20 protein-coding genes are annotated in these 20,004 nt (G+C 65.5%); 10 read left to right on the top strand and 10 right to left on the bottom strand.

Annotation, left to right across the window (positions count from 1 at the left end):
- The first annotated feature begins 3 nt into the window (after nucleotides 1-3).
- The 4 genes from L0963_RS15720 (at nucleotide 4) to msrB (ending at nucleotide 4,163) form a co-directional block, all read left to right on the top strand.
- A complete protein-coding gene (locus tag L0963_RS15720) occupies nucleotides 4-993 on the top strand; it encodes an ABC transporter ATP-binding protein (RefSeq protein ID WP_062901428.1) in 990 nt (329 codons plus the stop codon).
- Entirely contained in the window at nucleotides 990-2,237 is a 1,248-nt protein-coding gene (locus L0963_RS15715; protein ID WP_234180470.1) for an ABC transporter permease, read from the top strand. The genes L0963_RS15720 and L0963_RS15715 overlap by 4 nt, the downstream gene beginning before the upstream one ends.
- A 122-nt stretch (nucleotides 2,238-2,359) precedes the next feature.
- The gene (locus L0963_RS15710) at nucleotides 2,360-3,616 is read left to right on the top strand and encodes a cytochrome P450 (protein WP_003042048.1); all 1,257 of its coding nucleotides are present in this window, start codon (nucleotides 2,360-2,362) and stop codon (nucleotides 3,614-3,616) included.
- 58 nt (nucleotides 3,617-3,674) lie between these two features.
- Complete coding sequence (gene msrB, locus L0963_RS15705; protein WP_186401475.1) at nucleotides 3,675-4,163, top strand: peptide-methionine (R)-S-oxide reductase MsrB; 489 nt, start codon at nucleotides 3,675-3,677, stop codon at nucleotides 4,161-4,163.
- A gap of 84 nt (nucleotides 4,164-4,247) precedes the next feature.
- Here msrB and L0963_RS15700 read toward each other — a convergent pair whose 3' ends face one another.
- The gene (locus L0963_RS15700) at nucleotides 4,248-4,976 is read right to left on the bottom strand and encodes a Bax inhibitor-1/YccA family protein (RefSeq protein ID WP_003042056.1); all 729 of its coding nucleotides are present in this window, start codon (nucleotides 4,974-4,976) and stop codon (nucleotides 4,248-4,250) included.
- A gap of 140 nt (nucleotides 4,977-5,116) precedes the next feature.
- Here L0963_RS15700 and thpR point away from each other — a divergent pair, with 140 nt between their 5' ends.
- Complete coding sequence (thpR, locus tag L0963_RS15695) at nucleotides 5,117-5,734, top strand: RNA 2',3'-cyclic phosphodiesterase (RefSeq protein WP_062903071.1); 618 nt, start codon at nucleotides 5,117-5,119, stop codon at nucleotides 5,732-5,734.
- On the opposite strand, the gene L0963_RS15690 is transcribed toward thpR, so the two are convergent.
- A complete protein-coding gene (locus L0963_RS15690; RefSeq protein ID WP_217372897.1) occupies nucleotides 5,641-6,129 on the bottom strand; it encodes a low molecular weight protein-tyrosine-phosphatase in 489 nt (162 codons plus the stop codon). The genes thpR and L0963_RS15690 overlap by 94 nt on opposite strands.
- 105 nt (nucleotides 6,130-6,234) lie before the next feature.
- Here L0963_RS15690 and L0963_RS15685 point away from each other — a divergent pair, with 105 nt between their 5' ends.
- Nucleotides 6,235-7,839, top strand: coding sequence for a spinster family MFS transporter (locus tag L0963_RS15685; protein ID WP_217372898.1), 1,605 nt, complete (start codon nucleotides 6,235-6,237; stop codon nucleotides 7,837-7,839).
- 31 nt (nucleotides 7,840-7,870) lie between these two features.
- Here L0963_RS15685 and L0963_RS15680 read toward each other — a convergent pair whose 3' ends face one another.
- The 5 genes from L0963_RS15680 to L0963_RS15660 all read right to left on the bottom strand — a co-directional run bounded on the left by L0963_RS15680 (nucleotide 7,871) and on the right by L0963_RS15660 (nucleotide 11,228).
- A complete protein-coding gene (locus L0963_RS15680; RefSeq protein WP_062903070.1) occupies nucleotides 7,871-8,434 on the bottom strand; it encodes a superoxide dismutase family protein in 564 nt (187 codons plus the stop codon).
- 186 nt (nucleotides 8,435-8,620) lie between these two features.
- Nucleotides 8,621-9,046 (bottom strand): ExbD/TolR family protein, encoded by a 426-nt coding sequence (locus L0963_RS15675; protein WP_062901424.1) that lies wholly within the window; start codon nucleotides 9,044-9,046, stop codon nucleotides 8,621-8,623.
- 32 nt (nucleotides 9,047-9,078) lie between these two features.
- Complete coding sequence (locus L0963_RS15670) at nucleotides 9,079-9,570, bottom strand: ExbD/TolR family protein (RefSeq protein WP_062901423.1); 492 nt, start codon at nucleotides 9,568-9,570, stop codon at nucleotides 9,079-9,081.
- Between the two features lie 119 nt (nucleotides 9,571-9,689).
- On the bottom strand, nucleotides 9,690-10,445 hold the full coding sequence (locus tag L0963_RS15665; protein ID WP_051066368.1) for a MotA/TolQ/ExbB proton channel family protein: 756 nt from the start codon (nucleotides 10,443-10,445) through the stop codon (nucleotides 9,690-9,692).
- 126 nt (nucleotides 10,446-10,571) lie between these two features.
- A complete protein-coding gene (locus L0963_RS15660) occupies nucleotides 10,572-11,228 on the bottom strand; it encodes an energy transducer TonB (protein ID WP_062901422.1) in 657 nt (218 codons plus the stop codon).
- Between the two features lie 417 nt (nucleotides 11,229-11,645).
- On the opposite strand from L0963_RS15660, the gene L0963_RS15655 reads away from it, so the two are divergent.
- From L0963_RS15655 to L0963_RS15645, 3 genes are all read left to right on the top strand, one after another.
- Nucleotides 11,646-12,380: a hypothetical protein gene (locus L0963_RS15655; RefSeq protein WP_234180468.1), complete on the top strand. Its 735-nt coding sequence runs from the start codon at nucleotides 11,646-11,648 to the stop codon at nucleotides 12,378-12,380.
- 111 nt (nucleotides 12,381-12,491) lie between these two features.
- Nucleotides 12,492-13,811, top strand: a complete 1,320-nt coding sequence (locus L0963_RS15650) for a homoserine dehydrogenase (RefSeq protein ID WP_062901420.1) — start codon at nucleotides 12,492-12,494, stop codon at nucleotides 13,809-13,811.
- Nucleotides 13,812-13,871: 60 nt separating this feature from the next.
- The gene (locus tag L0963_RS15645) at nucleotides 13,872-14,696 is read left to right on the top strand and encodes a hypothetical protein (protein ID WP_234180466.1); all 825 of its coding nucleotides are present in this window, start codon (nucleotides 13,872-13,874) and stop codon (nucleotides 14,694-14,696) included.
- On the opposite strand, the gene L0963_RS15640 is transcribed toward L0963_RS15645, so the two are convergent.
- Nucleotides 14,693-15,079: a hypothetical protein gene (locus L0963_RS15640; RefSeq protein ID WP_234180464.1), complete on the bottom strand. Its 387-nt coding sequence runs from the start codon at nucleotides 15,077-15,079 to the stop codon at nucleotides 14,693-14,695. The genes L0963_RS15645 and L0963_RS15640 overlap by 4 nt on opposite strands.
- Before the next feature lie 129 nt (nucleotides 15,080-15,208).
- Here L0963_RS15640 and glpX point away from each other — a divergent pair, with 129 nt between their 5' ends.
- Complete coding sequence (gene glpX, locus L0963_RS15635) at nucleotides 15,209-16,183, top strand: class II fructose-bisphosphatase (protein WP_062901417.1); 975 nt, start codon at nucleotides 15,209-15,211, stop codon at nucleotides 16,181-16,183.
- A gap of 35 nt (nucleotides 16,184-16,218) precedes the next feature.
- Here glpX and L0963_RS15630 read toward each other — a convergent pair whose 3' ends face one another.
- Complete coding sequence (locus tag L0963_RS15630; RefSeq protein WP_186401468.1) at nucleotides 16,219-19,011, bottom strand: carboxypeptidase regulatory-like domain-containing protein; 2,793 nt, start codon at nucleotides 19,009-19,011, stop codon at nucleotides 16,219-16,221.
- 33 nt (nucleotides 19,012-19,044) lie between these two features.
- Nucleotides 19,045-19,872 carry a fimbrial biogenesis chaperone gene (locus L0963_RS15625; protein ID WP_062901415.1) on the bottom strand — a complete coding sequence of 276 codons (828 nt, stop codon included), beginning with the start codon at nucleotides 19,870-19,872 and terminating at the stop codon, nucleotides 19,045-19,047.
- Nucleotides 19,873-20,004: the final 132 nt, after the last annotated feature.

Below are 20,004 nucleotides of genomic sequence, written 5' to 3'. Positions count from 1 at the left end.
GATATGCAGGCCGATTCAGCGAGCGGGGACCAGCGTTTGACCGATTATTGCGTGGAGGCGCGCGGCCTCACCAAATATTTCGACGAATTCAAGGCAGTCGACCATGTCGACCTCGAGGTACCGGTCGGCAGCATCTATGGCGTTCTCGGTCCCAATGGCGCCGGCAAGACCACCAGCCTGCGCATGACGCTGGGCATCATCGATCCCGACGAGGGGACGAGCCGCCTCTTTGGCAGCCACAAGCCGCAATCGGTGCGCCACCGCATCGGCTATCTGCCCGAAGAACGCGGCCTCTATCCCGGTATGAAGGCGCGCGAGGCGATCGCCTTCATGGGGGCGCTGCGCGGGCTCGACTGGGGCGAAGGTCGCCGCCGCGCCGCGACCTTCATGGCCGAACTCGGGCTCGAACGCGTCATCGACGAAAAGATCCGCAAGATGTCGAAGGGCATGGCCCAGATGGTTCAGCTCATCGGCTCGATCGTCCATGCTCCCGACCTGATCGTGCTCGACGAACCCTTTTCGGGACTCGACCCGGTCAATCAGGAGCGGCTTGAAACGCTCGTGCGGCGCGAACGCGATCGCGGCGCGACGATCCTTTTCTCCACCCATGTGATGGCGCATGCCGAGCGACTATGCGACCGGCTCGCGATCATCGCGCGGTCGCAGCGCCGCTTCGAGGGCACGGTCGACGAGGCGCGCGCGCTGCTGCCGATGCAGGTGCGCTACGCACCGCGCACCGGCGCCGACGATGGCGTGATCGCGGCGCTGCTGCCCGCCGATGCGCAGCGGCGCGGCGACGCTTGGCATTTTGCGATCGACGACGCGGGGGTTGAACCGCTGCTCGCGCGGATCACCGCCAGCGGGCATGGCGTCGCCGGCCTGTCGATCGCCCGCCCCGGCTTGCACGATGCCTTCGTCCATATCGTGCGCCAGGTCGACGCGGGCTTCGCCGCCGACGCCGCCGAAGAAGCCGCTGCGGAGGCAAGCGCATGACTCCCTTTCTGAAAAATATGGCTGTCGTCGCGCGCCGCGACTTTCTTGCGATCGTGGCGACGCCGACCTTTCTCCTCTTCCTGCTCGCACCGCTGTTCATGCTCGGCATGAGCCTGGTCGGCGGCCTCGGTGCATCGCAGCTCGCCGACAGCGCGCGCGGCGCAGGGCGGATCGTCGTTGTCGCCGACGCCGGCGATGTCGCGGCGCTGCGCAGCGCCGACACGCGCTTGCGCGACGCGCTGGGCGGCCGCGGTCCCGCGACGCTCGACGTGCGGATCGCCTCGCCGAAGGGCGATGATCCGCTGGTCATCGCGCAGGAAAAGGGCGCCGACACCTATGCGGTGATGGTCGGCCCGCTCGCCGCGCCGCGCATCGTCGAACGCGAGGAGGGTAGCCGCTCGGGCCGCTATCTCGCGCTGCTCGCGGAAGAGGTGTTGCGCGACCGCGCCGCCGGCGCGGTGCCGCCGGTCGCACCGCATTTCGAATCGGTCCGCAGCGGCGGGACGAGCATCGCCGTGCAGCAGTCGATGGGCTTCGGCGCGGTCTTTGCGATCTTCCTGATGACGCTGCTGCTCGCGGGGCAGACCGTCAGTTCGCTGGCAGAGGAAAAGGGCAACAAGGTCATCGAAATCCTCGCCGCCGCGGTGCCGCTCGAAAGCGTCTTTCTCGGCAAGTTGCTCGGCATGCTCGGCGTCGCGGTGCTGTTTATCGCCTTCTGGCTTGCGATTGCGGCAGGAGGCGGGTTGATCGCGGCAACCCAGATCGACCCGGCCACGCTCTCGGCGGCAGGCGCGGGCAAGCCGGTCGCGGCGATGCTCGCGGTGCCGGCTACCGGCTGGGGCTTTTTCGTCGGCATCTGCTTCGTCTATTTCATCATGGCTTTCCTGCTGCTCGGCGCGGTGTTCCTCGGTGTCGGCGCGCAGGCAGGAACGGTGCGCGAAATCCAGATGCTCAGCCTGCCGATCACCATCTTTCAGGTCGGCATGTTCAGCCTCTCTTCGGCCGCCGCGAGCGCGCCGGGCAGCCCGCTCGCGCGCTTCGCCGAAATCTTTCCCTTTTCGTCGCCCTTCGCGATGGCGGCGCGCGCCGCGACCGACGATGCGAAGGCGGTCCATCTGCTTGCGCTCGGCTGGCAGCTGCTCTGGGTCGCGCTCGTCATCTTCCTCTCGGTCCGGATGTTCCGCGCCGGGGTGCTGAGCGGCAAGGCGGGCTGGAAATTCTGGAAACGGCGGCAACGCGCGTGACCTCGGGCGACCGTTGCCATTTCTAGGGTGATCGCCCCAAAGCCTCATTGACAAAACTGTAAATAGTGGCATTCTGCAACCCAATCGGCCGCGCCCGACGGCCTTGAGAGGAGCTGCCCCCAATGGCCACCCAGATTCGCGTCGAACCCGAAACCGTCAATCCGCTCGACGTCAGCCGCGCCGACATGTGGCGCGAGGATCGCTGGCAGCAGCCGATGGCGCAGCTGCGCGCCGAATCGCCGATCTATTATTGCGACGATTCGAAATTCGGTCCCTATTGGTCGGTGACGACCTACAAGCCGATCCAGCATATCGAGGCGCTGCCCAAGATATTCTCCTCCTCGTGGGAATATGGCGGCATCACCGTCGCAGGCGACGGCATCGAACATCTGCAGGAGGGCGAAATCCCGATGCCGATGTTCATCGCGATGGACCCGCCGCAGCACACGGCGCAGCGCCGCACCGTCGCCCCGGCCTTCGGCCCCTCCGAAATCGAACGGATGCGCGCCGACACGCTGCGCCGGACAAGCGAAGTGCTCGATTCGCTGCCGATCGGCGAAACATTCGACTGGGTCGAAAAACTGTCGATCGAACTGACGACGCAGATGCTCGCCATCCTGTTCGACTTTCCCTTTGAAGAACGCCACAAGCTGACTGCCTGGTCCGACGCGCTCGGCGACATCGAAAGTTTCAATACCCTCGAAGAACGCCAGGCCCGTCTCGCGATCGCATTCGAAATGGGCGCCGCGTTCAAGGAATTGTGGGACCGCAAGGCGCAGAATCCCGGTACGCACGACCTGATTTCGATCATGCTCCAGTCGGATGCGATGAGCCACATGAGCCATGAAGAATTCATGGGCAACCTCATCCTGCTGATCGTCGGAGGCAATGACACGACGCGCAATTCGATGTCGGCCTACGCCTACGGCCTCCATCTTTTCCCCGAGGAGCGCGCGAAGCTGGAGGCAAATCACGATCCCGAACTCGCGGTCAACGCGATGCACGAGATCATCCGCTGGCAGACCCCGCTGGCCCACATGCGCCGCACCGCGACCGAAGACACCGAATTGTTCGGGCACCAGATCAAGAAGCGCGACAAGATCGCGCTGTGGTACGCGTCGGCGAACCGTGACGAGAGCATCTTCCCCGACGGCGACCGGATCATCGTCGACCGCGAAAATGCGCGGCGCCACCTCGCCTTCGGTTACGGCATCCACCGCTGCGTCGGCGCACGCGTCGCTGAGCTTCAGCTTACCGCGCTGATCTCCGAAATGCAGCGGCGGCGGCTGCGCGTGAATGTGGTCGGGGAACCCGACCGGGTGAACGCCTGCTTCGTCCACGGCTATCGCCACCTGCCCGTGGTGCTCGAGAAATATTGACGCGGCGTTGAAACCGGGAGCAGACCGGCATCGTATCTAGAAGGCAGAGGAGCCTGCCATGATCGAACGTCGTTATCTGCTTTCCGGTCTCGCCTTGGGCGGCGCGATGATTGCCGCGCCGATGCTCTTCGCCAAGCCCGGCAAGCGCCCGCTGGCACAGCCGGGCTGGCGCCTCACCGATGCCGAGTGGAAAAAGCGCCTCTCCGCGACGCAATATGCGGTGCTGCGGGAGGCCGCGACCGAGCGCCCCTACACCAGCCCGCTCAACAAGGAGCATCGCGCCGGCACCTTTGCCTGCGCGGGCTGCGCGCTGCCGCTGTATTCGAGCAAGACCAAATATGACAGCGGCACCGGCTGGCCGAGTTTCTGGGCGCCGCTGCCGGGCGCGATCGCAACGTCGGTCGATCATGAGCTCGGCTATCCGCGGACCGAGGTGCATTGCCGGCGCTGCGGCGGCCACCTGGGTCATGTCTTCGACGACGGGCCGAAGCCGACCGGCAAGCGCTATTGCATGAACGGCGCCGCGCTCCGCTTCATTCCCGCCTGACCACGCGCCGATTGGTGCACGCTCCAAACGAAAAGGCCCGGCGGATCGCTCCGCCGGGCCTTTGCCGTTCCGATGCGCCGCCGCTTAGTCGCGGCTGCCCATCAGGTTGAGCAGGAAGGTGAACATGTTCACGAAGTCGAGGTAGAGCGTCAGCGCGCCCATCACCACCGACTTGCCGACGAAGTCGGTACCGCGGACATAGAAATACATGCTCTTGATCTTCTGCGTGTCATAGGCGGTGAGGCCGGCGAACAGCAGCACGCCAATCACGCTGATCGCGAGGTTGAGCGCGGTCGACTGCACGAAGAGGTTGATCAACATCGCAACGAGGATGCCGACGACGCCCATGATCAGGAAAGTGCCGAAACCCGACAGATCCTTCTTGGTCGTGTAGCCATAGAGGCTGAGACCGAGAAAAGCCGCTGCGGTCGCGAAGAAGGTCGTCGCGATCGAGGTCTGGGTGAAGGCGAGGAAGATCGTCGACATCGACAGACCCATGATCGCCGCATAGCCCCAGAACAGCGCCTGCGCCGCGCCGGTCGACAGCTTGTTGATCCCGAAGCTGAGCACCATCACGAAAGCGAGCGGTGCGAGCATGACAACCCACATCAGCGGGCTGCCGATCAGCGACAGGGTGAAACCCGTCGAATAGGCGAGCATCGCGACGATGCCGGTAAGCAGCACGCCCGAGCCCATATAGTTATAGACCGACAGCATGTACGACCGCAGGCCGGCATCGACGGCCTGATCCATCGCGCTCGCGCTGCCAGGAAAGCCGGACGCCGCCATATTGGGGTCGTTCCAATTAGCCATTTTCAAATCTCCATCACCGGCCAGCCCATACCGGCCGTACTCCCAATATCAGTATTTTCGCCCTCCGTTTCAAGCGAAACCGGTCCGGGCGCCTTCGGCGCTGTCGCGCGCGGTGCAAAAGCCCTATGACGGGGCGCACCATGTCCACGCACCGCCTGTTCGTCGCCCTGCGCCCGCCGCGGCCGATTCGCGCCCGGCTGATCGCAGCAATGCATGGCATTTCGGGCGCACGCTGGCAGGATGACGATCAGCTTCACCTGACCTTGCGCTTCATCGGTGAAGTCGATCACCACCGGGCCGAGGATGTCGCCGCGGCGCTCGGCGCGTTGCACGCCCCCGCCATCGCCGCACGCATCGCGGGGGTCAGCCTGTTCGAGCGTCATGGGCGGCCGCACATGGTGTGGGCAGGGGTTGAGCCCGCCGAACCGGTCGCGGCGCTGCACCGCAAGGTCGACCAATTGCTGACGCGCATCGGGATCGAGAAGGAGACGCGCGCCTTTCTGCCGCATGTCACGCTGGCGCGGCTCAATCGCGGATCGGGGCCCGTCGCACCCTTTCTTGCCCTGAACGGCGATCTGGCGACGCCCGACTTCGTCTTCGGTCATGTCACCCTTTATGAGAGCGAGCTTGGCCATGGCGGGTCGCGCTATCATCCGATCGCGCGCTATCCGCTCGACGACCCGGTCGCGGCAACCAGCGCGGCGGCAACCGCGCTGACATCGGCCCAGGTTTCGGCAAAGCCATCGTCGGCGCCATAATAGGGATCGGTCACGCTCTCGCCCGCCCGTCCGGGTACGAGATCGAGCATCAGCATCAGCCGCGCCGTCGCGTCCGCCGGGGCGAGCGCACGCGCGGTCCGCAGATTGTCGGCGTCGGCAGCCAGGATCAGATCGAAGCGGTGAAAGTCGCCGCGCACGAGCTGGCGCGCGCGCAGATCGCCGATATCGACGTCATGCCGCCGCGCCTCCGCCTGCGCGCGGGCGTCGGGCGGGTGACCGAGATGCCAGTCGCCAGTCCCCGCAGAATCGAGCCGCATCGCGATTCCGGCGTCGGCAAAGGCGGCGCGCGCCGCGCCCTCCGCCAGCGGCGAGCGACAGATATTGCCAAGGCAGAGAAAAAGGATGGCTGGCGCATCGCCCCAGTCGTCGGTCATGTCATGTCCTTCTTCACAAAGTTGAACCGGTTTTCAACTTGCGCTGCCCGGCGGCTCTGCTAGCCATGGCGGCCAACGATAATGACTGAGGGAGCGCGGTGCCAGATGGCTGAGACGAGCAACGATCCGGGGACAGGCTTCGAAAGTGCGGAGACCGAACCGCGCGCGACGGGATACAGCTGGTATGTCCTCGGCGTCCTCGTCGTCGTCTATATCCTCAACTTCATCGACCGCCAGATCGTCAGCATCCTTGCGGTCGACATCAAGGCCGACCTCGGCCTGACCGACGCCGACATGGGCTTCCTCGGCGGTGCCGCCTTCGCGGTCTTCTATGCGCTGTTCGGCATCCCACTCGGACGCCTCGCCGACAATTGGAACCGCGTGAAGCTGCTGTCGATCGGCCTCGCACTTTGGTCGACGATGACCGCCCTGTCGGGGTTCGCACGCAATCAGGTAACGCTGACCTTTGCCCGCATGGGCGTCGGCGTCGGCGAAGCGACCGCCAGCCCGACCGCCTATTCGCTGATCTCCGACTATTTCCCCAAGCGGCAGAAGGCGACCGCGCTCGCCATCTATTCGTCGGGGCTTTACCTTGGCGGCGGCGTGTCGCTGTTCATCGGCGCCTCGATCGTCGAGGCGTGGAACCGCACCTGGCCGAACGGCGGGCCGATGGGGCTGGTCGGCTGGCACGGCGCATTTCTGGCCGTCGGCATTCCCGGCCTGCTCGTCGCGCTGTGGGTCGCAACGCTGCGCGAACCCGCGCGCGGCGCGATGGACGGAGTCGCGAGCCACAGTTCACCCCATCCTTTCCGCGAATTCTTTCGCGACCTGTCAACGATCGTTCCGCCCTTCACCCTTTTCGGCGCCGCACAGCGCGGCCCGACCGCACTGGCGGTAAACATCGGCTTCGCCGCCGCGATCGCCGCCTTTGCGTGGTGGATGATTCGCCTGACGGGCAATTTCCCGCAATGGTCGGCGGTCGGGCTTGGCTATTACGCCGTCTTTTCATGGGCCTCGACGCTGCGCGCGCGCGATCCTGCGACCTTCCGTCTGATCTGGGGCACGCCAGCCTTCATCTGCACGACGCTGGGTTACGGGCTGGTGAGCCTTGCCGCCTATGCTCTCGCCTTCTGGTCACCGCCCTATGCCGAGCTTGTGCTGAAGCTGCCCAAGCAGGAACTGGCATTCATTCTCGGCGCCAATGGTGCGCTTGCAGGGTTCGTCGGGGTAATTCTGGGGGGCCGCATCGCCGACGCGCTGCGCGCGCGCAATCCTGCGGGCCGCATTCTGACGATCATATTCGGCGTTGTCGCGCCGATCATCCCGATCTGGATCGGCTACACGACCGAAAGCAGCTTCATCTTCTATGCGATGAACTTCCTTGCCGGCATGTTCGGTGCCGCAGCGCTGGGCGCGGCCGCCGCAACCACGCAGGATCTGGTATTGCCGCGCATGCGCGGGACGGCGACTGCCGCCTTCTTCCTCGGCACGACACTCGTCGGCCTGTCGTTTGGTCCCTACATGGTCGGGCAGATTTCGGACCTCGCCGGCACGATAGTCGATGGCAAGCCCGTGGGTGACCTGCGGACCGGCATATTGTCGCTGATCGGCGTCGCGCCGATCGCGCTGGCGCTGCTGATCTATGCTTATCGCACGGTGCCGCAGGCCGAAGCGACGATTGCCGAGCGCGCGGCGAACGCGGCCGCCTGACCGCGCCCGCGCAACGCCGATATGCCGCTGCTTATCCGGCCGTGATCACGCCGCAGGCCACGCGGCCGCCGCTGTTACCGCTCGGATCCGTCTTGTAATCATCGGGACCGGCGTGGATGACGAACGCCGCGCCGTCGGCATCGAGCAGCCCGCCCTCGCCGGTCAGGCGCGAGCCGACGACCTGCAGCGTCGCTCGGCCGATCGTTCCCGATTCGACGACGAGGTTGGGCAGATCGCCGTGATGGGCGCCCATCGGGTTGTCGCGTCCATGCTGGGCATGGGTCGGGTTCCAGTGCGGGCCGGCGCTGGTGAAATCGGGCGGGGTGCATTGGCCGACGGCGTGCAGATGCATGCCATATGTGCCAGGTGCAAAGCCGCGCGCGACCAGTTCGATGCGCAGGCCCGTTCCGTCCTTGTAGATATCGACGCGCCCACGGTCGGCGCCCGAGGCGTCGTAAAGCTGGGCATGGGCGTCGGATGGGGGCATCGTCGTCGTCGGCCCCTTTGATCCGCTGGCGCAGCCGCCAAGGGCGAGCAGCGAGGCTACGCACAGCGCGGCGGTCATCGTCGGGCGAAAAGTGGCGGCAGGCTTCATGGATCGGCTCCCCATCATTGGCGCGGTGCGGCGCTTGCGAAAATCCTACGCCGCAGCGCGGCGTTCGTTCCCAGGCCCGCAGGATGCCCCGTCGAAGCTGCCGCGCCAAGCGCTTTCACGCCGGGCAAAGCAAAAGGGCCGCGGATCGCTCCGCGGCCCTTCAATGGCGCATCGCTGATCTAGCGATCAGAAAACGCGCCCATATTGTTCGTTACCGACGAAGCCGAGCTTGCCGACGCCGCTACGCTTTACGACCGCCATGACGCGATCGACCACGATATAGCGGGCGTAGGGGTCCGGCTGGATCTGCAGTTCGGGTTCAACCGGCAGCGCCTTCGTCTGCTCGAGATAATCCGAAAGCTGCGCCAGATCGACCGGAACGCCGTTCCACGTGACCGTCCCCGCGGGGTCGATCATGATCTTGTTCTTTTCCGGGTCGACATTGTTCTTCGAATCGGTCGGAACCGGCAGGTCGATCTTCACCGCGTGGGTTTGGACCGGAATGGTGATGATGAACATGATGAGCAAAACGAGCATGACGTCGATCAGCGGCGTCGTGTTCATTTCCATCATCGGTTCATTATCGTCCCGATCCCCAACAGCCATAGCCATGAGACTATTCCTTCATTCCTTCGCGGACCGCCTTAGAGGCGGCCCAGCGTAGCCGAACCAGGGGCAGGTTCCGAAATGAACCCGATCTTCTGGAAACCGGCATATTGCATCGTGTAGATCACACCGCCGATGCACTGGTACGGCGTATTGATGTCGCCGCGGATATGCACTTCGGGGAAGTTCTCTTCGGTGATATTCTGGGGCCCGCCGATATCGTTGAGAAGCTTTTCAAGCTTGTCTTGACCGCGCTTGAGCAATTCGCGCGAATCGACCGGAGACTGGCCCCAATATACTTCGCAGCTACCGGGGGTTGCGCCCGCTCGAACCGAGATGTTCACATTCTCGGGCTTCGTCGTCGTCGGCTCAAAAGCGACGTCGGGCAGCTTGAGCTCCACCGTCTCCAACACCACGGGAACCGTGATGAGGAAGATGATGAGAAGCACAAGCATGATATCCACGAGCGGCGTCGTGTTGATGTCGGACATCGGGGCATCTTCGCCCTTTGCGCCTGCACTCATCGCCATAGGATTAGCATCCTGTCACAAAATTACTGTCATGGACCTGCGAAAAGCCTGCCGAAGCGCGCCTGTCGCTGTCCAGCGGCCCCGCCGATCGCCTGAGCGGCCGACGGGGCGCGAGAGTCTTAGGCCTTCTTCGGCGCAGCGGCGGGAGCAGCCTTGGCGGGCGCAGCGGCAACCGCCGGCTTCACCTGGCCGCCCGACATGATCGAGCCGAGCACGTCGTTCGAGAAGGTCGACAGACGGCGAGCAATCGCCTTGTTGCGGCTCTGGAGCCAGTTGAAGGCGAGAACCGCGGGAACCGCGACGATCAGACCGATGGCGGTCATGATGAGCGCTTCACCGACCGGGCCGGCGACGGTGTCGATCGAGGCCTGGCCCGATGCACCGATCTTCACGAGGGCGCGAAGAATACCGATAACCGTACCGAACAGACCGACGAACGGCGCGGTCGAACCGACGGTCGCGAGGAAGGCGAGGCCGCCGTTGAGCTTCGAGTTGATGTGGTTCTGCGAACGCTCGAGCGTGCCGTGCATCCAGTCATGCGCTTCGACCGGGTCGGTCAGCTTGTTATGCTCTTCGTTGGCGCGCAGACCGTCTTCGACGACCTGACGATAGGCGCTGTTCTTTTCGAGCTTGTTCATACCTTCAGCGAGGGTCGGCGCACGCCAGAAGTTCGCGTCGACTGCCTTGCCCTGGTTGATCACCTTATTCTGTTCGAACAGCTTGGTGAACAGGATGTACAGCGTGCCGATGAACATGATCAGCAGGACGAGGAAGGTGATCTGCGACACGATACCGCCTTCGCACAGCGCCGGGACGAGACCATAGGGGTTCTCGCCCTCTTTCTTGACGCACATCGACGCGGGCATGAGGCTCATCCCGACATCATGGGCACCAGCCGCAGCAGCGGCGTTCGCAATCAGATTGAACATTTCGATATTCCCTCTCAAAAAATCTAAACCGGGGGTCGGCATTGCTGCCGGAAAATTCAGGAAAAACGGCGCTTAGCGGTCGATCTTCCAGGTAAAGCGGCTCGACCAGCTACCCGTCGTGGGATTGCCGTTCCGATCGACGGCCGGAGCGAATTTCGCGCGGCGCATCAGCAGCTTGCACGCTGCATCGTCGAGGTCGGAGTGACCGCTGGACGAAGTGACCGAACAGCCGGTGGGCTTGCCGTCAGTGCCAATGGTCAGACGGAAACCCGTCGTCCCTTCGCGTTCCTGACGCTGCGCGCTCGGCGGATAGTCGTCGTTCGTCACCCAGCGGCCCGGAGACCCCTTCGGCGACGCTCCCTTCGACATGTCGGGGGTCGGCGGCGGAGCCGGCGGCGCGGGCGGCGTATAGACCTGCGGCGGCGGCGCCGGCGGCGGCGTCGGAACCGACTGGATCTGGTTCGCGGTGCTCGGCGGCGGGATCGGCGACGGAGGCGTCACGACCGGCGGCGGCGGCGGCAGCTTGTTATCCGGCGGCGGCGGCGGCGGCGGCTCCTCCGGCGGCGGCGGCTCTTCGACGTCCACCACGTCCAATTTTTCGGCAATTTTCTTGACGATGCTGATATTCAGGCCGTTCACCAGGCCGTAGCCCAGCACTGCCGTCAGCAAGCCCACCAAGACAATTGCCACTACCCTGTTTTTAGGGTCGACATTATCACCATAAGCCATTCAGGGACGACGCTCCTTGCTAGATCATCCTGACACCAAATCCGCACCATCGGGTTCGGTTGCCAATTGCCCGGATATTTTCCGATGCGCTCCGCAGACCCGATGGCTTAGCAACCGGCTTGTTCTGTTTGTGCCGGACGCTTCACCGCTCGTCCTATCGCGGTGGCGAGAAGTTCGCAAACCCTTTATCAGCGGTTAATGTGCACTTGTCCATGATGGGCAATTGGCCGCCTTTCGAGGCAGGATAGAACAGAAGGTGGATTGAATATGCGCGCCCTCGCCCTGGCTGCCGTGGCCGGCATTGCTTTGTTTACTAATTGTTTTTCAAATGCTTACGCCCAAACTCCGACACCCGCCGCGGGTACCGAAAGCCCCTGGAGCTATGCCGATCTCGCCGATCTGGCGACAGTTGCCCCGATGGTGATCGAAGCGCGTGTCTACAGCACGGCGCTGCTTAAGGCCGAACGCGCACCGGGGCTCGCGGCGGGCTTTGCGCGATTCTATGTCGAGGCCGATGTGGTCAGCCTGATTCGCGGATCGGGGCCGTTGGCGGCGCGGATCAGCTATCTTGTCGACCTTCCGCTCGACGCAAAAGGCAAGCCGCAGAAGCTCAAAAAGAAGCAGCCCGTGCTGCTTTTTGCCCGCCCGGTGGCGGGCGCGGCAGCGGGGAGCAGCAGCACCGGCAGCGTCCAGCTGATCGCGCCCGACGCCCAATTGCCTTGGGACGCTGCGACCGAATCGCAGCTGCGCGCGATCCTGACCGAGCTGGTCAAGCCCGGCGCCCCGCCCGCGATTACCGGAATCGCCAACGGTTTCCACGTCCCCGGCACACTGCCCGGCGAGGGCGAGACGCAGCTGTTCCTCGACACCAAGACCGGCGAGCCGGTGTCGATCACCGTCCTGACCGCCGCCGACGGGTCGCGCCGCTGGTCGGCCGCCTTCGGCGAGATCGTCGACGAAAGCGCGCCGATTCCGCGCCAGAACACGCTCGGCTGGTATCGCCTGGCCTGCGGCTTGCCGCGAAGCCTGCCGCTCAGCAAACTCGGCGGCACCGCTCCCGAAGACCGCAAGAAAGCGGCCGCCGATTATGCCGTCGTCCTTGGCGCGCTCGGTCAATGCACGCGCACCCGCACACCGCCGCCAGGCCTCTGACCCGGCCAAACTGCCGGGCCTGCGGCAACGCGGGGCCTTGTTTCCGGGCGAAAAGCCGATAGGGGCGCAGGCGAATGCGGGCTCCGGCCCGCCCTGCCAAGGAGTGCCTGCATGTCGCCTCAGCCCGCCCCCGCCACCCCGCGCCCGCCGCTGCGTGTCGCGCTCGCCGGTATCGGCGTCGTCGGCGGCGGTGTCGTCCGGTTGCTCGAGGCGAATCGCGCCCTGATCGCACGCCGCGCCGGCCGCGCGGTCGAGATCGTCGCCGTCTCCGCGCGCGACCGCCAGAAGGATCGCGGCGTCGATCTGTCGCCCTATCGCTGGGAAGACGATATGGCGGCGCTGGTCGAATCCGACGATGTCGACGTCGTGGTCGAGATGGTCGGCGGCGCCGACGGCCCTGCGCTGACGCTCGCCCGCCAGGCGCTGGGCGCGGGCAAGGCGCTCGTCACCGCGAACAAGGCGATGATCGCGCATCATGGGCTCGATCTCGCGCAGATCGCCGAGGCGCAGGACACGCCGCTCAAATATGAAGCCGCCGTCGCGGGCGGCATCCCGGTCATCAAGGCGATCCGCGAAGGCGCCTCGGCGAACCAGATCGCCCGCGTCTATGGCATCCTAAACGGCACCTGCAATTATATCCTGACGCTGATGGAGCGCGAGGGCGCGAGCTTCGCCGACGCCCTCGCCGCGGCCCAGGCCGAAGGCTATGCCGAGGCCGACCCGACCTTCGACGTCGACGGGATCGACGCCGCACACAAATTGTCGATCCTCGCCGCGCTCTGCTTCGGCACCCGGCTCGACATCGACACGGTGACCGCCGAGGGCATCCGCGGCCTGATCGCCGCCGACATTCGCGAGGCCGCCGCGCTCGGCCACCGCGTCCGCCTGATCGGTATGGCCGAACGCGACGAAGGCGGTCTCTATCAACATGTCCAGCCGTGCCTCGTCCCCGCCGACCATCCGCTCGCCTATGTCCCCGGCGCGCTCAATGCCGTCGTCGCCGAGGGCAATTTCGTCGGCCGACTCTTTTTCGAAGGCGCGGGCGCGGGCGCGGGGCCGACGGCATCGGCGATCGTCGCCGACATCATCGACATCGCGCGCGACGAATATGGCCCCGCCTTCGCGATGCCGGTCGATGCGCTTGATGCCGCCCCCGCCGCCGATGCGGGCGCGCGCGTCGGCAAACATTATGTCCGCCTGATCGTCGAGGACCGGATCGGCGTCCTTGCCGAGATCGCGACCGCTATGCGCGACGCCGGCGTTTCGATCGAAAGCTTCATCCAGCGCGGCGACGATGCCGAGGGCGGCGTGCTGATCGCGCTCGTCACGCACGAAGGTCCGGGCCGCGCCGTCGCCGCGGCGCTCGCGGCGCTTGCAGCATCGGATCATGTCATCGGTACGCCAATGCATATGCCGATCCTGGCGCTCTGACCCCGCTTGCATTCGCAAATCCCCCTGTTAGCTCTCGCTGAGGGGAATGGGGGGACAGACATGGACTTAGCGATCCGGGAGGGCTTGGCCGAAGCACGCGCGCTGGCCCGGCAGTATTGGCAAGCGCTGCTGACCTATGTCGGGCTCGGCGTCGTGCTGCCCTTTCTGCTGCTGTCGAGCGAGCCGATCTTCGATCTGCGCACCCTCGTCGCCATCGCTGCCGATCCCTGGACCTATCGCGTCAGCGGATCGATCACCGGGCCGCTCTATCTTCTGGGCATCGTCAGCCTGATCGTAAGCGGCGCGCTGCTCGCGGCATGGAATGCGCTGCTCGCCGAGATCCGCGAGGGCTATATTTCGGAGATCATGTACGGGCTCGTCGCCGGCGCGGCCTATCTGGTGGTCAATATCATCCTCTATTTCGGCGTCGGAATCATCCTGTCGCTACCGATCCTGCTGCTCGCGGCATTTCAGTCTGTTCAGAGCTATGGAATCGCCCTTGTGATCTTCCGCTATATCGTTTCGGCGCTGCTCGGCTCGTGGATTTATGCGCGATTCTGTCTCGTCGGACCGGTGATGGCGGCGGGCGGGCGGCTCGAGCCGGTATCGGCCTTTGCCGAATCCTGGCGCCGCACGCGAACGGCATGGCCGCGTCTCCTCGGGCTCTATCTTGCCATCTACGTCCTGTCCGGCCTGCTGACGCTGGCGCTGCTCGCACCGCATCTTTTCATTCTGTTCAACAGCGCGCCCGGCAGTTTCGCCGAAACGGCGATGAGTATGGGGTGGCTGCTGTTCTGGGCGGCCTATTTCCTGATGCTGCTGCTCGTTCCCGCAGGTCTCTACCGCGCCTCCGAAGATCGCACCACGGTCGAGGTGTTTGCCTAGGGCTCCTCGGGCAGCGCGGGGATTCCCGCTTCGGGATCGGTCGCGCGCTTCGCCATCTCGTAAAGCGGGTTATATTCGGGGCCGGGCTTGTACCGCCCGCCGATCGGCATCCAGTTATAGGGCAGCTTGTCGAGGCTCATCGCCTTCGCCTCGGCCCGCGGGATTTGCGGCGATGCATCCTGACCCACCCCGGCGATGGCGCGCAGTTCGGGCGACAGGCGATTGCGGTCGGTATCGGAGCCGCACACCAGAATCTCGCCAGCCTTGATCGGACCGCAGCGGCGCACGGGGTCGGGCAGCACCCGGCTGCGCGCGATCGCACCCTCGGCGTCCTGCGCGGGCGGCGGCGACGCATCCTGAGCGGCGAGCGGCGGCGCTGTCATGCCAATGACGCACGTCAGCGCAATCACGCCCCCGAATCGGGCGAAGCGATCTCGACAAGCGGGGCGCACGACCATATGGCGCCCAGCATGCCGATGGGGCGGAGCAAGTAAAGACGGAGATGTGAGCCGATGGCAAAAAGTGACGGTAGCAACCTCGACCGGGTCCTGGTGCTCGAAATGGTGCGCGTCACCGAAGCCGCGGCGATCGCTGCCGCCAAGCTGATCGGCCGCGGCGACGAAAAGGCGGCCGATGCCGCCGCCGTAGAGGCGATGCGCAACGCTTTCAACACGCTCTATATGGACGGCACGATCGTGATCGGCGAAGGCGAACGCGACGAAGCACCGATGCTCTTTATCGGCGAAAAGGTCGGCAATGCGCCTGGCAAGGGCCCGAAGATCGACATTGCGGTCGACCCGCTCGAAGGCACCACGATCACCGCCAAGGCCGGCCCCAACGCGCTCGCAGTGCTCGCGATCGCCGAAGAAGGCTGCCTGCTCAACGCCCCCGACGTCTATATGGACAAGCTTGCGGTCGGTCCCGGCTATTCGCCCGGGATCGTTAATTTCGACAATAGCGTGCGCGAAAATGTCGAAGCGGTGGCCCGCGAAAAAGGGTGCGCGCCGGCCGACATCATCGTCTGCGTCCTCGACCGCCCCCGCCATGAAGCGATCATCGCCGAACTGCGCGCGATCGGCTGCGGCGTCGCGCTGATCCCGGACGGCGACGTCGCGGGCGTGATCGCTACGACCAATCCCGAAACCAATGTCGATATCTATATGGGATCGGGCGGCGCGCCCGAAGGTGTGCTCGCCGCGGCGGCGCTGCGCTGCGTCGGTGGCCAGTTCAAGGGCCGCCTGCTTTTCCGCAACGACGACGAGCGGCTGCGCGCGAAAAAATGGGGAATCGAAGATCTCGACCGCGTCTACGACCTCGAAGATCTGGCCAAGGGCGATGTAATCTTCGCCGCAACCGGCGTCACCGACGGCTCGCTTCTGCGCGGCGTCAAGCATCGCCGCGGCGGCATCTTGACCACTGAAACCGTGGTGATGCGCGCATCGTCGGGCACCGTGCGCTGGGTGAAGGGCGAACATCGCCTCGGCTGAGGACGCCCCGTCACCCCCAAAGCAGGATCAGGACTTTAGCCGCCGCTTGCTTTCGCGTCGTCGGGCGGTGCCCGCGCGCCGCCCTGTCCCCCGCCGGCGGCGTCCCCGCCCGCCAGCGCGCGCGCCAGCGGCTTCAGCGCCAGCGTTCCGAGCCGAACGCGCGGCGTCTGCTTGCCCGGGACCGCGGATAGCGCAAATGCGGCATCGAGCCGCAGAGCGGCCGCCGATGCTTTCGCTATCCGCACCGTGTAGCGTCCGTAAGCCACGCTTTCAAAAAGGAAATATCCGTCGAACTCGGTCAGAGTGGTTGCGCGCACCCGTCCTTCTGCATCGACCAGCTCGAGCTGCAATCCCTCGATCGCATTGCCGCCGTCGCGCATCGCGACGCCTTCGATTTCGCCGGCCGCGGTCAGCGGCAGCGCAACATGCGTCGCGACGCCGGGCCGCGGCGTGACGACCACACCGGGCAGTGCGGGCTGGATATAGGGGTCGGGCAGGCTTCCGGCATCGATGCCGATCATCACCGGACGAAAGGGTTCGAGACCGTCGATCGTGGCACGGCCATCCTTCGCGGTTGCGCTATCGACATAGCCATTACCCGCGGTCAGCGGGACGTCGGCGACCGCCGCTTCGCCCGGCTGGCGGATACCGTCGCCATTATCGTCCATCCACACTTCGGCGAGCACCTGGCCGCGGCTTGCGAGCTTTTCGCTCGACACGCGCCAGCCCCCGCCGCCGCCATCGGCCCGGCTGCGCGGCCCGAAGCTGAAGGCAAGCGACAGCGACGCCGCGACCGATCCGTCGCTCGCCACTTCGCCGAAGCCCGAAAGCTGAAACTTGTCGAAACGCCGCGTGTAGCCAATCCCGGCGCGCGCGCGGTCGAGCCCCTTGTCATAGCCCAGTTCGGCGCGCCATTCGGCGTCGCGCTTGCCCGACCATTCGGCAATCGCGGTCAGGCGCGAATCGGCGTTCGATCCCGCCAGCGCAAAGCGCGCCTCACCGCGCAGACGGACGCGCCCGATGCGCGCATTGGCGAGCAGCGTGGCGGTCAGATTGTCAGGCGGGTCGGGGCCATAGGGCACATCCGATCGCGACCAGTCGATCTGCCCGGTCAGCGTCATGGTGCGGAAACTCGCCGAGGCGCGTCCCGAGGCCTCGATGCTCGAAACGCCCGAGGTCCGGTCGATCTTCGCCACATCGACGTGCAACGGCAGCACCGCCTGTCCCAATTTTACCGACTGGTCGATCGACACCGAATAGAGGCCGTTGATATTGTTGATGAAACGGTCCGAAACAAAACCGCCCCAACCGCGCATCGCGTCGGCACGGATATAGGTTTCGCCAAAGCCGGCGAGCCAGCTTGCCCGCAGCGCGTGGCCGCCGTCGTCGGCATAGGCAACGCCAAACTCGAGCAAGGTCGGGCCGATCGAACGGCGCAGCGCCGCCTCGCCATAGTTGCGGCGGACATTCTCGATCAGCAGACTGTGGAAATAGGCGGCGATCGAGGTGCGCGTATCGAGGCCGCGCTCGATCCCCGCCGAACCGCGCCAGCCGCGCCGGAAGGCGCCGCCGCGCGGCCCGCCGAACTCGATCAGGTCGGTATCGTCCTGGGCAATCCCGGCCCAATACCAGGTCTTTTGCGGCGGGATCGAATCCAGCCCGACCTGCAATTGCCGGATTTCGCGGCGCACTTGCCCCTGCGGGCCATAAAGGACGATCTCGAACCGGTTCGATCCATATTGCAGTGGGACGCCCAGAAATTCGTAGCGGCCGTCGCCATTGGGGCTGGTAAAGGCCAGCAACTGACCGTTGCGATAGAGTTCGGCGTCCCATCCGGCGGGTAGATCGCCGCGGAAATCGGTCTTGTCGAACGCGTCGGGGCGTTCGACGGGGCGATTGGTCAGCACCGCGCCACGGCCCGGCACCGACTGGGCGACGATTCCCGTCGACAGCAGGCTGACATCGCCGACCGCATAATGCGTCGCGTGGAGCGGGCCGAGAAGCTGGCCGGTGGGATCGGTGCGATAGAGCCGCAGGCGCAGGCTGTCGGGGACGCCCTTGTCGTCGGACGAGAGGCGCGCATCGAAGCTCTGCTTGAGCAATTCGCCGGCAGCGAAGATTTCGTAACGCGCCTGCGTCGAAGAGCCGCCCTGCTTGTCGGACACCACGCCTGCCGAAGCGACAACGTCGAGCGACGGCGTGCTCCACATTCGGTAGGGTCGCGGCGCTTGCGGCAGGCTGGCGAGGTCGAAGCGCGTCTGCGGACGAATCGTCGCAGCGCGCGCGCGGCGCTCGGCGGCGAGCTGGAACGGCAGCTTTTCCTTCGAATCGATGCGCAGAACAGCATTCGACAGGTCGGCGCTGATCGGCACCCCGATCCATTTCGACAGACTGGCAAGGTCGACGCACCACCCCGCCGCCGTGTCGCGGATCATATTCGCGCCGATCCGGAAGCGCTCGCTGCCCGCGCGCACTTCGCCCGCGTCGCGGTCGATCAGGAAGGTGCGGCGCTCGTCGAGCACCCAGCCGGTTGCGCGGCGCAACTTGCGGTCGACGCGCACCGCGAGATCGAGTGCGAGCACGACATCGGCAAGATCGACGCACAGCCCCTGCGGCGTCTGATAACCCCGCACGCCGTCGCCGAGCCGATATTGGCCCGAGCGCAGGTCGAACAGCCATCGATCGTCTTCGTTCGGTTTCCAGCTGTCACTAGTAGTTTGATATATATCTGTTTTTTCAGCGGCGTGGGCGCCGGAGGGCAGCAAGCCCACCAGCGCCATCCCGGCGGCGAGCGCCGGCAGCAGGCGTTTCAGGAAGGCGCCGAGCATCGCCGCCTCCGTCCGGTTCCGCGCGCCGTCCGGCTATTTCACCACCCGGTCGGCCTGATCGATCGTCGCACCGCCGACTTCGCGATCCTCCGAATAGCGGATCTGCACCGGCCCCTTCAGCTTCGCCGCGACCTCGGCCGGCACGCGCAGCGAAACGGTGCGATCGCCGACCTCTGGATAAACGGCGATGCCGCGCGCCAGCAGCAGCGGCTCAGCCACACCCGGCCGCGTCACCGCGATATCGCCATAGACCGACCGGTTGCCGGTGCGCGTGAGGTGGAAATTGAAGGCGGGTCCGTCGCGCGTATCCCCAACCCAAGCCTCCCCGATCTTTGCGGTCGCGGCGAGTTCGCCGACGCGCACGATGATCGGGATAGTGATGCCATAGATGGGGGTGAGCGCGATCGACACACCGTCGCCCGTCGGCTTGGCAGGATCGGCGACGGCCGGTGCCGCATCGGGAACCGCGCGGAAAAGCATATGCGCGCGATATTCACCCGGCGCGAGGCCTTCGGGGATACGCACGCCGATGCGGATCACCTGCGGCTGGTTCGGCGGCAGCGTCACGCGGCGCGGGCTGAAGGCGATCATGTCGAGCGCGGCGCGTTCGGCAGCGTTCGCGTTCGCCTCGTCAATCTCGTCGAGCCCGCCCTCGGCGGTCATCCGCTTGATCTCCAGGCTAACGCGGTAGGTTGCGGGTTCGGCCCCGATATTGTTGAGCACCACCTCGGTGCCGCGCGAACCGTCGAGAATCACGCGCGTCGGTGCCACGAGCAGATCGCCCGCGGCGTGCGCGGACGGCGCAGTGCTGCTGCACGCAGCCGCCGCGAGCAGGCAAAAGCCCTTGAAAAAGCGAAACATAGATACGATCCCCACAATCGTTCGGGGACCGCGGTCGCCGCCCCCAGGTTGGTCGCCTCCCTGTTGCGCCATCATGGTTGATATTTCGCTAACCATAGCTGGGCACGCACGCATCGCCCTGCGCCGCGCATA

Origin of the sequence: Sphingopyxis sp. NFH-91 (assembly GCF_021401285.1) — a bacterium.
Taxonomy (GTDB): domain Bacteria; phylum Pseudomonadota; class Alphaproteobacteria; order Sphingomonadales; family Sphingomonadaceae; genus Sphingopyxis; species Sphingopyxis terrae_A.
Note: the sequence above shows the minus strand (reverse complement) of the source record. Positions and strands in the feature narration are given on the sequence as shown.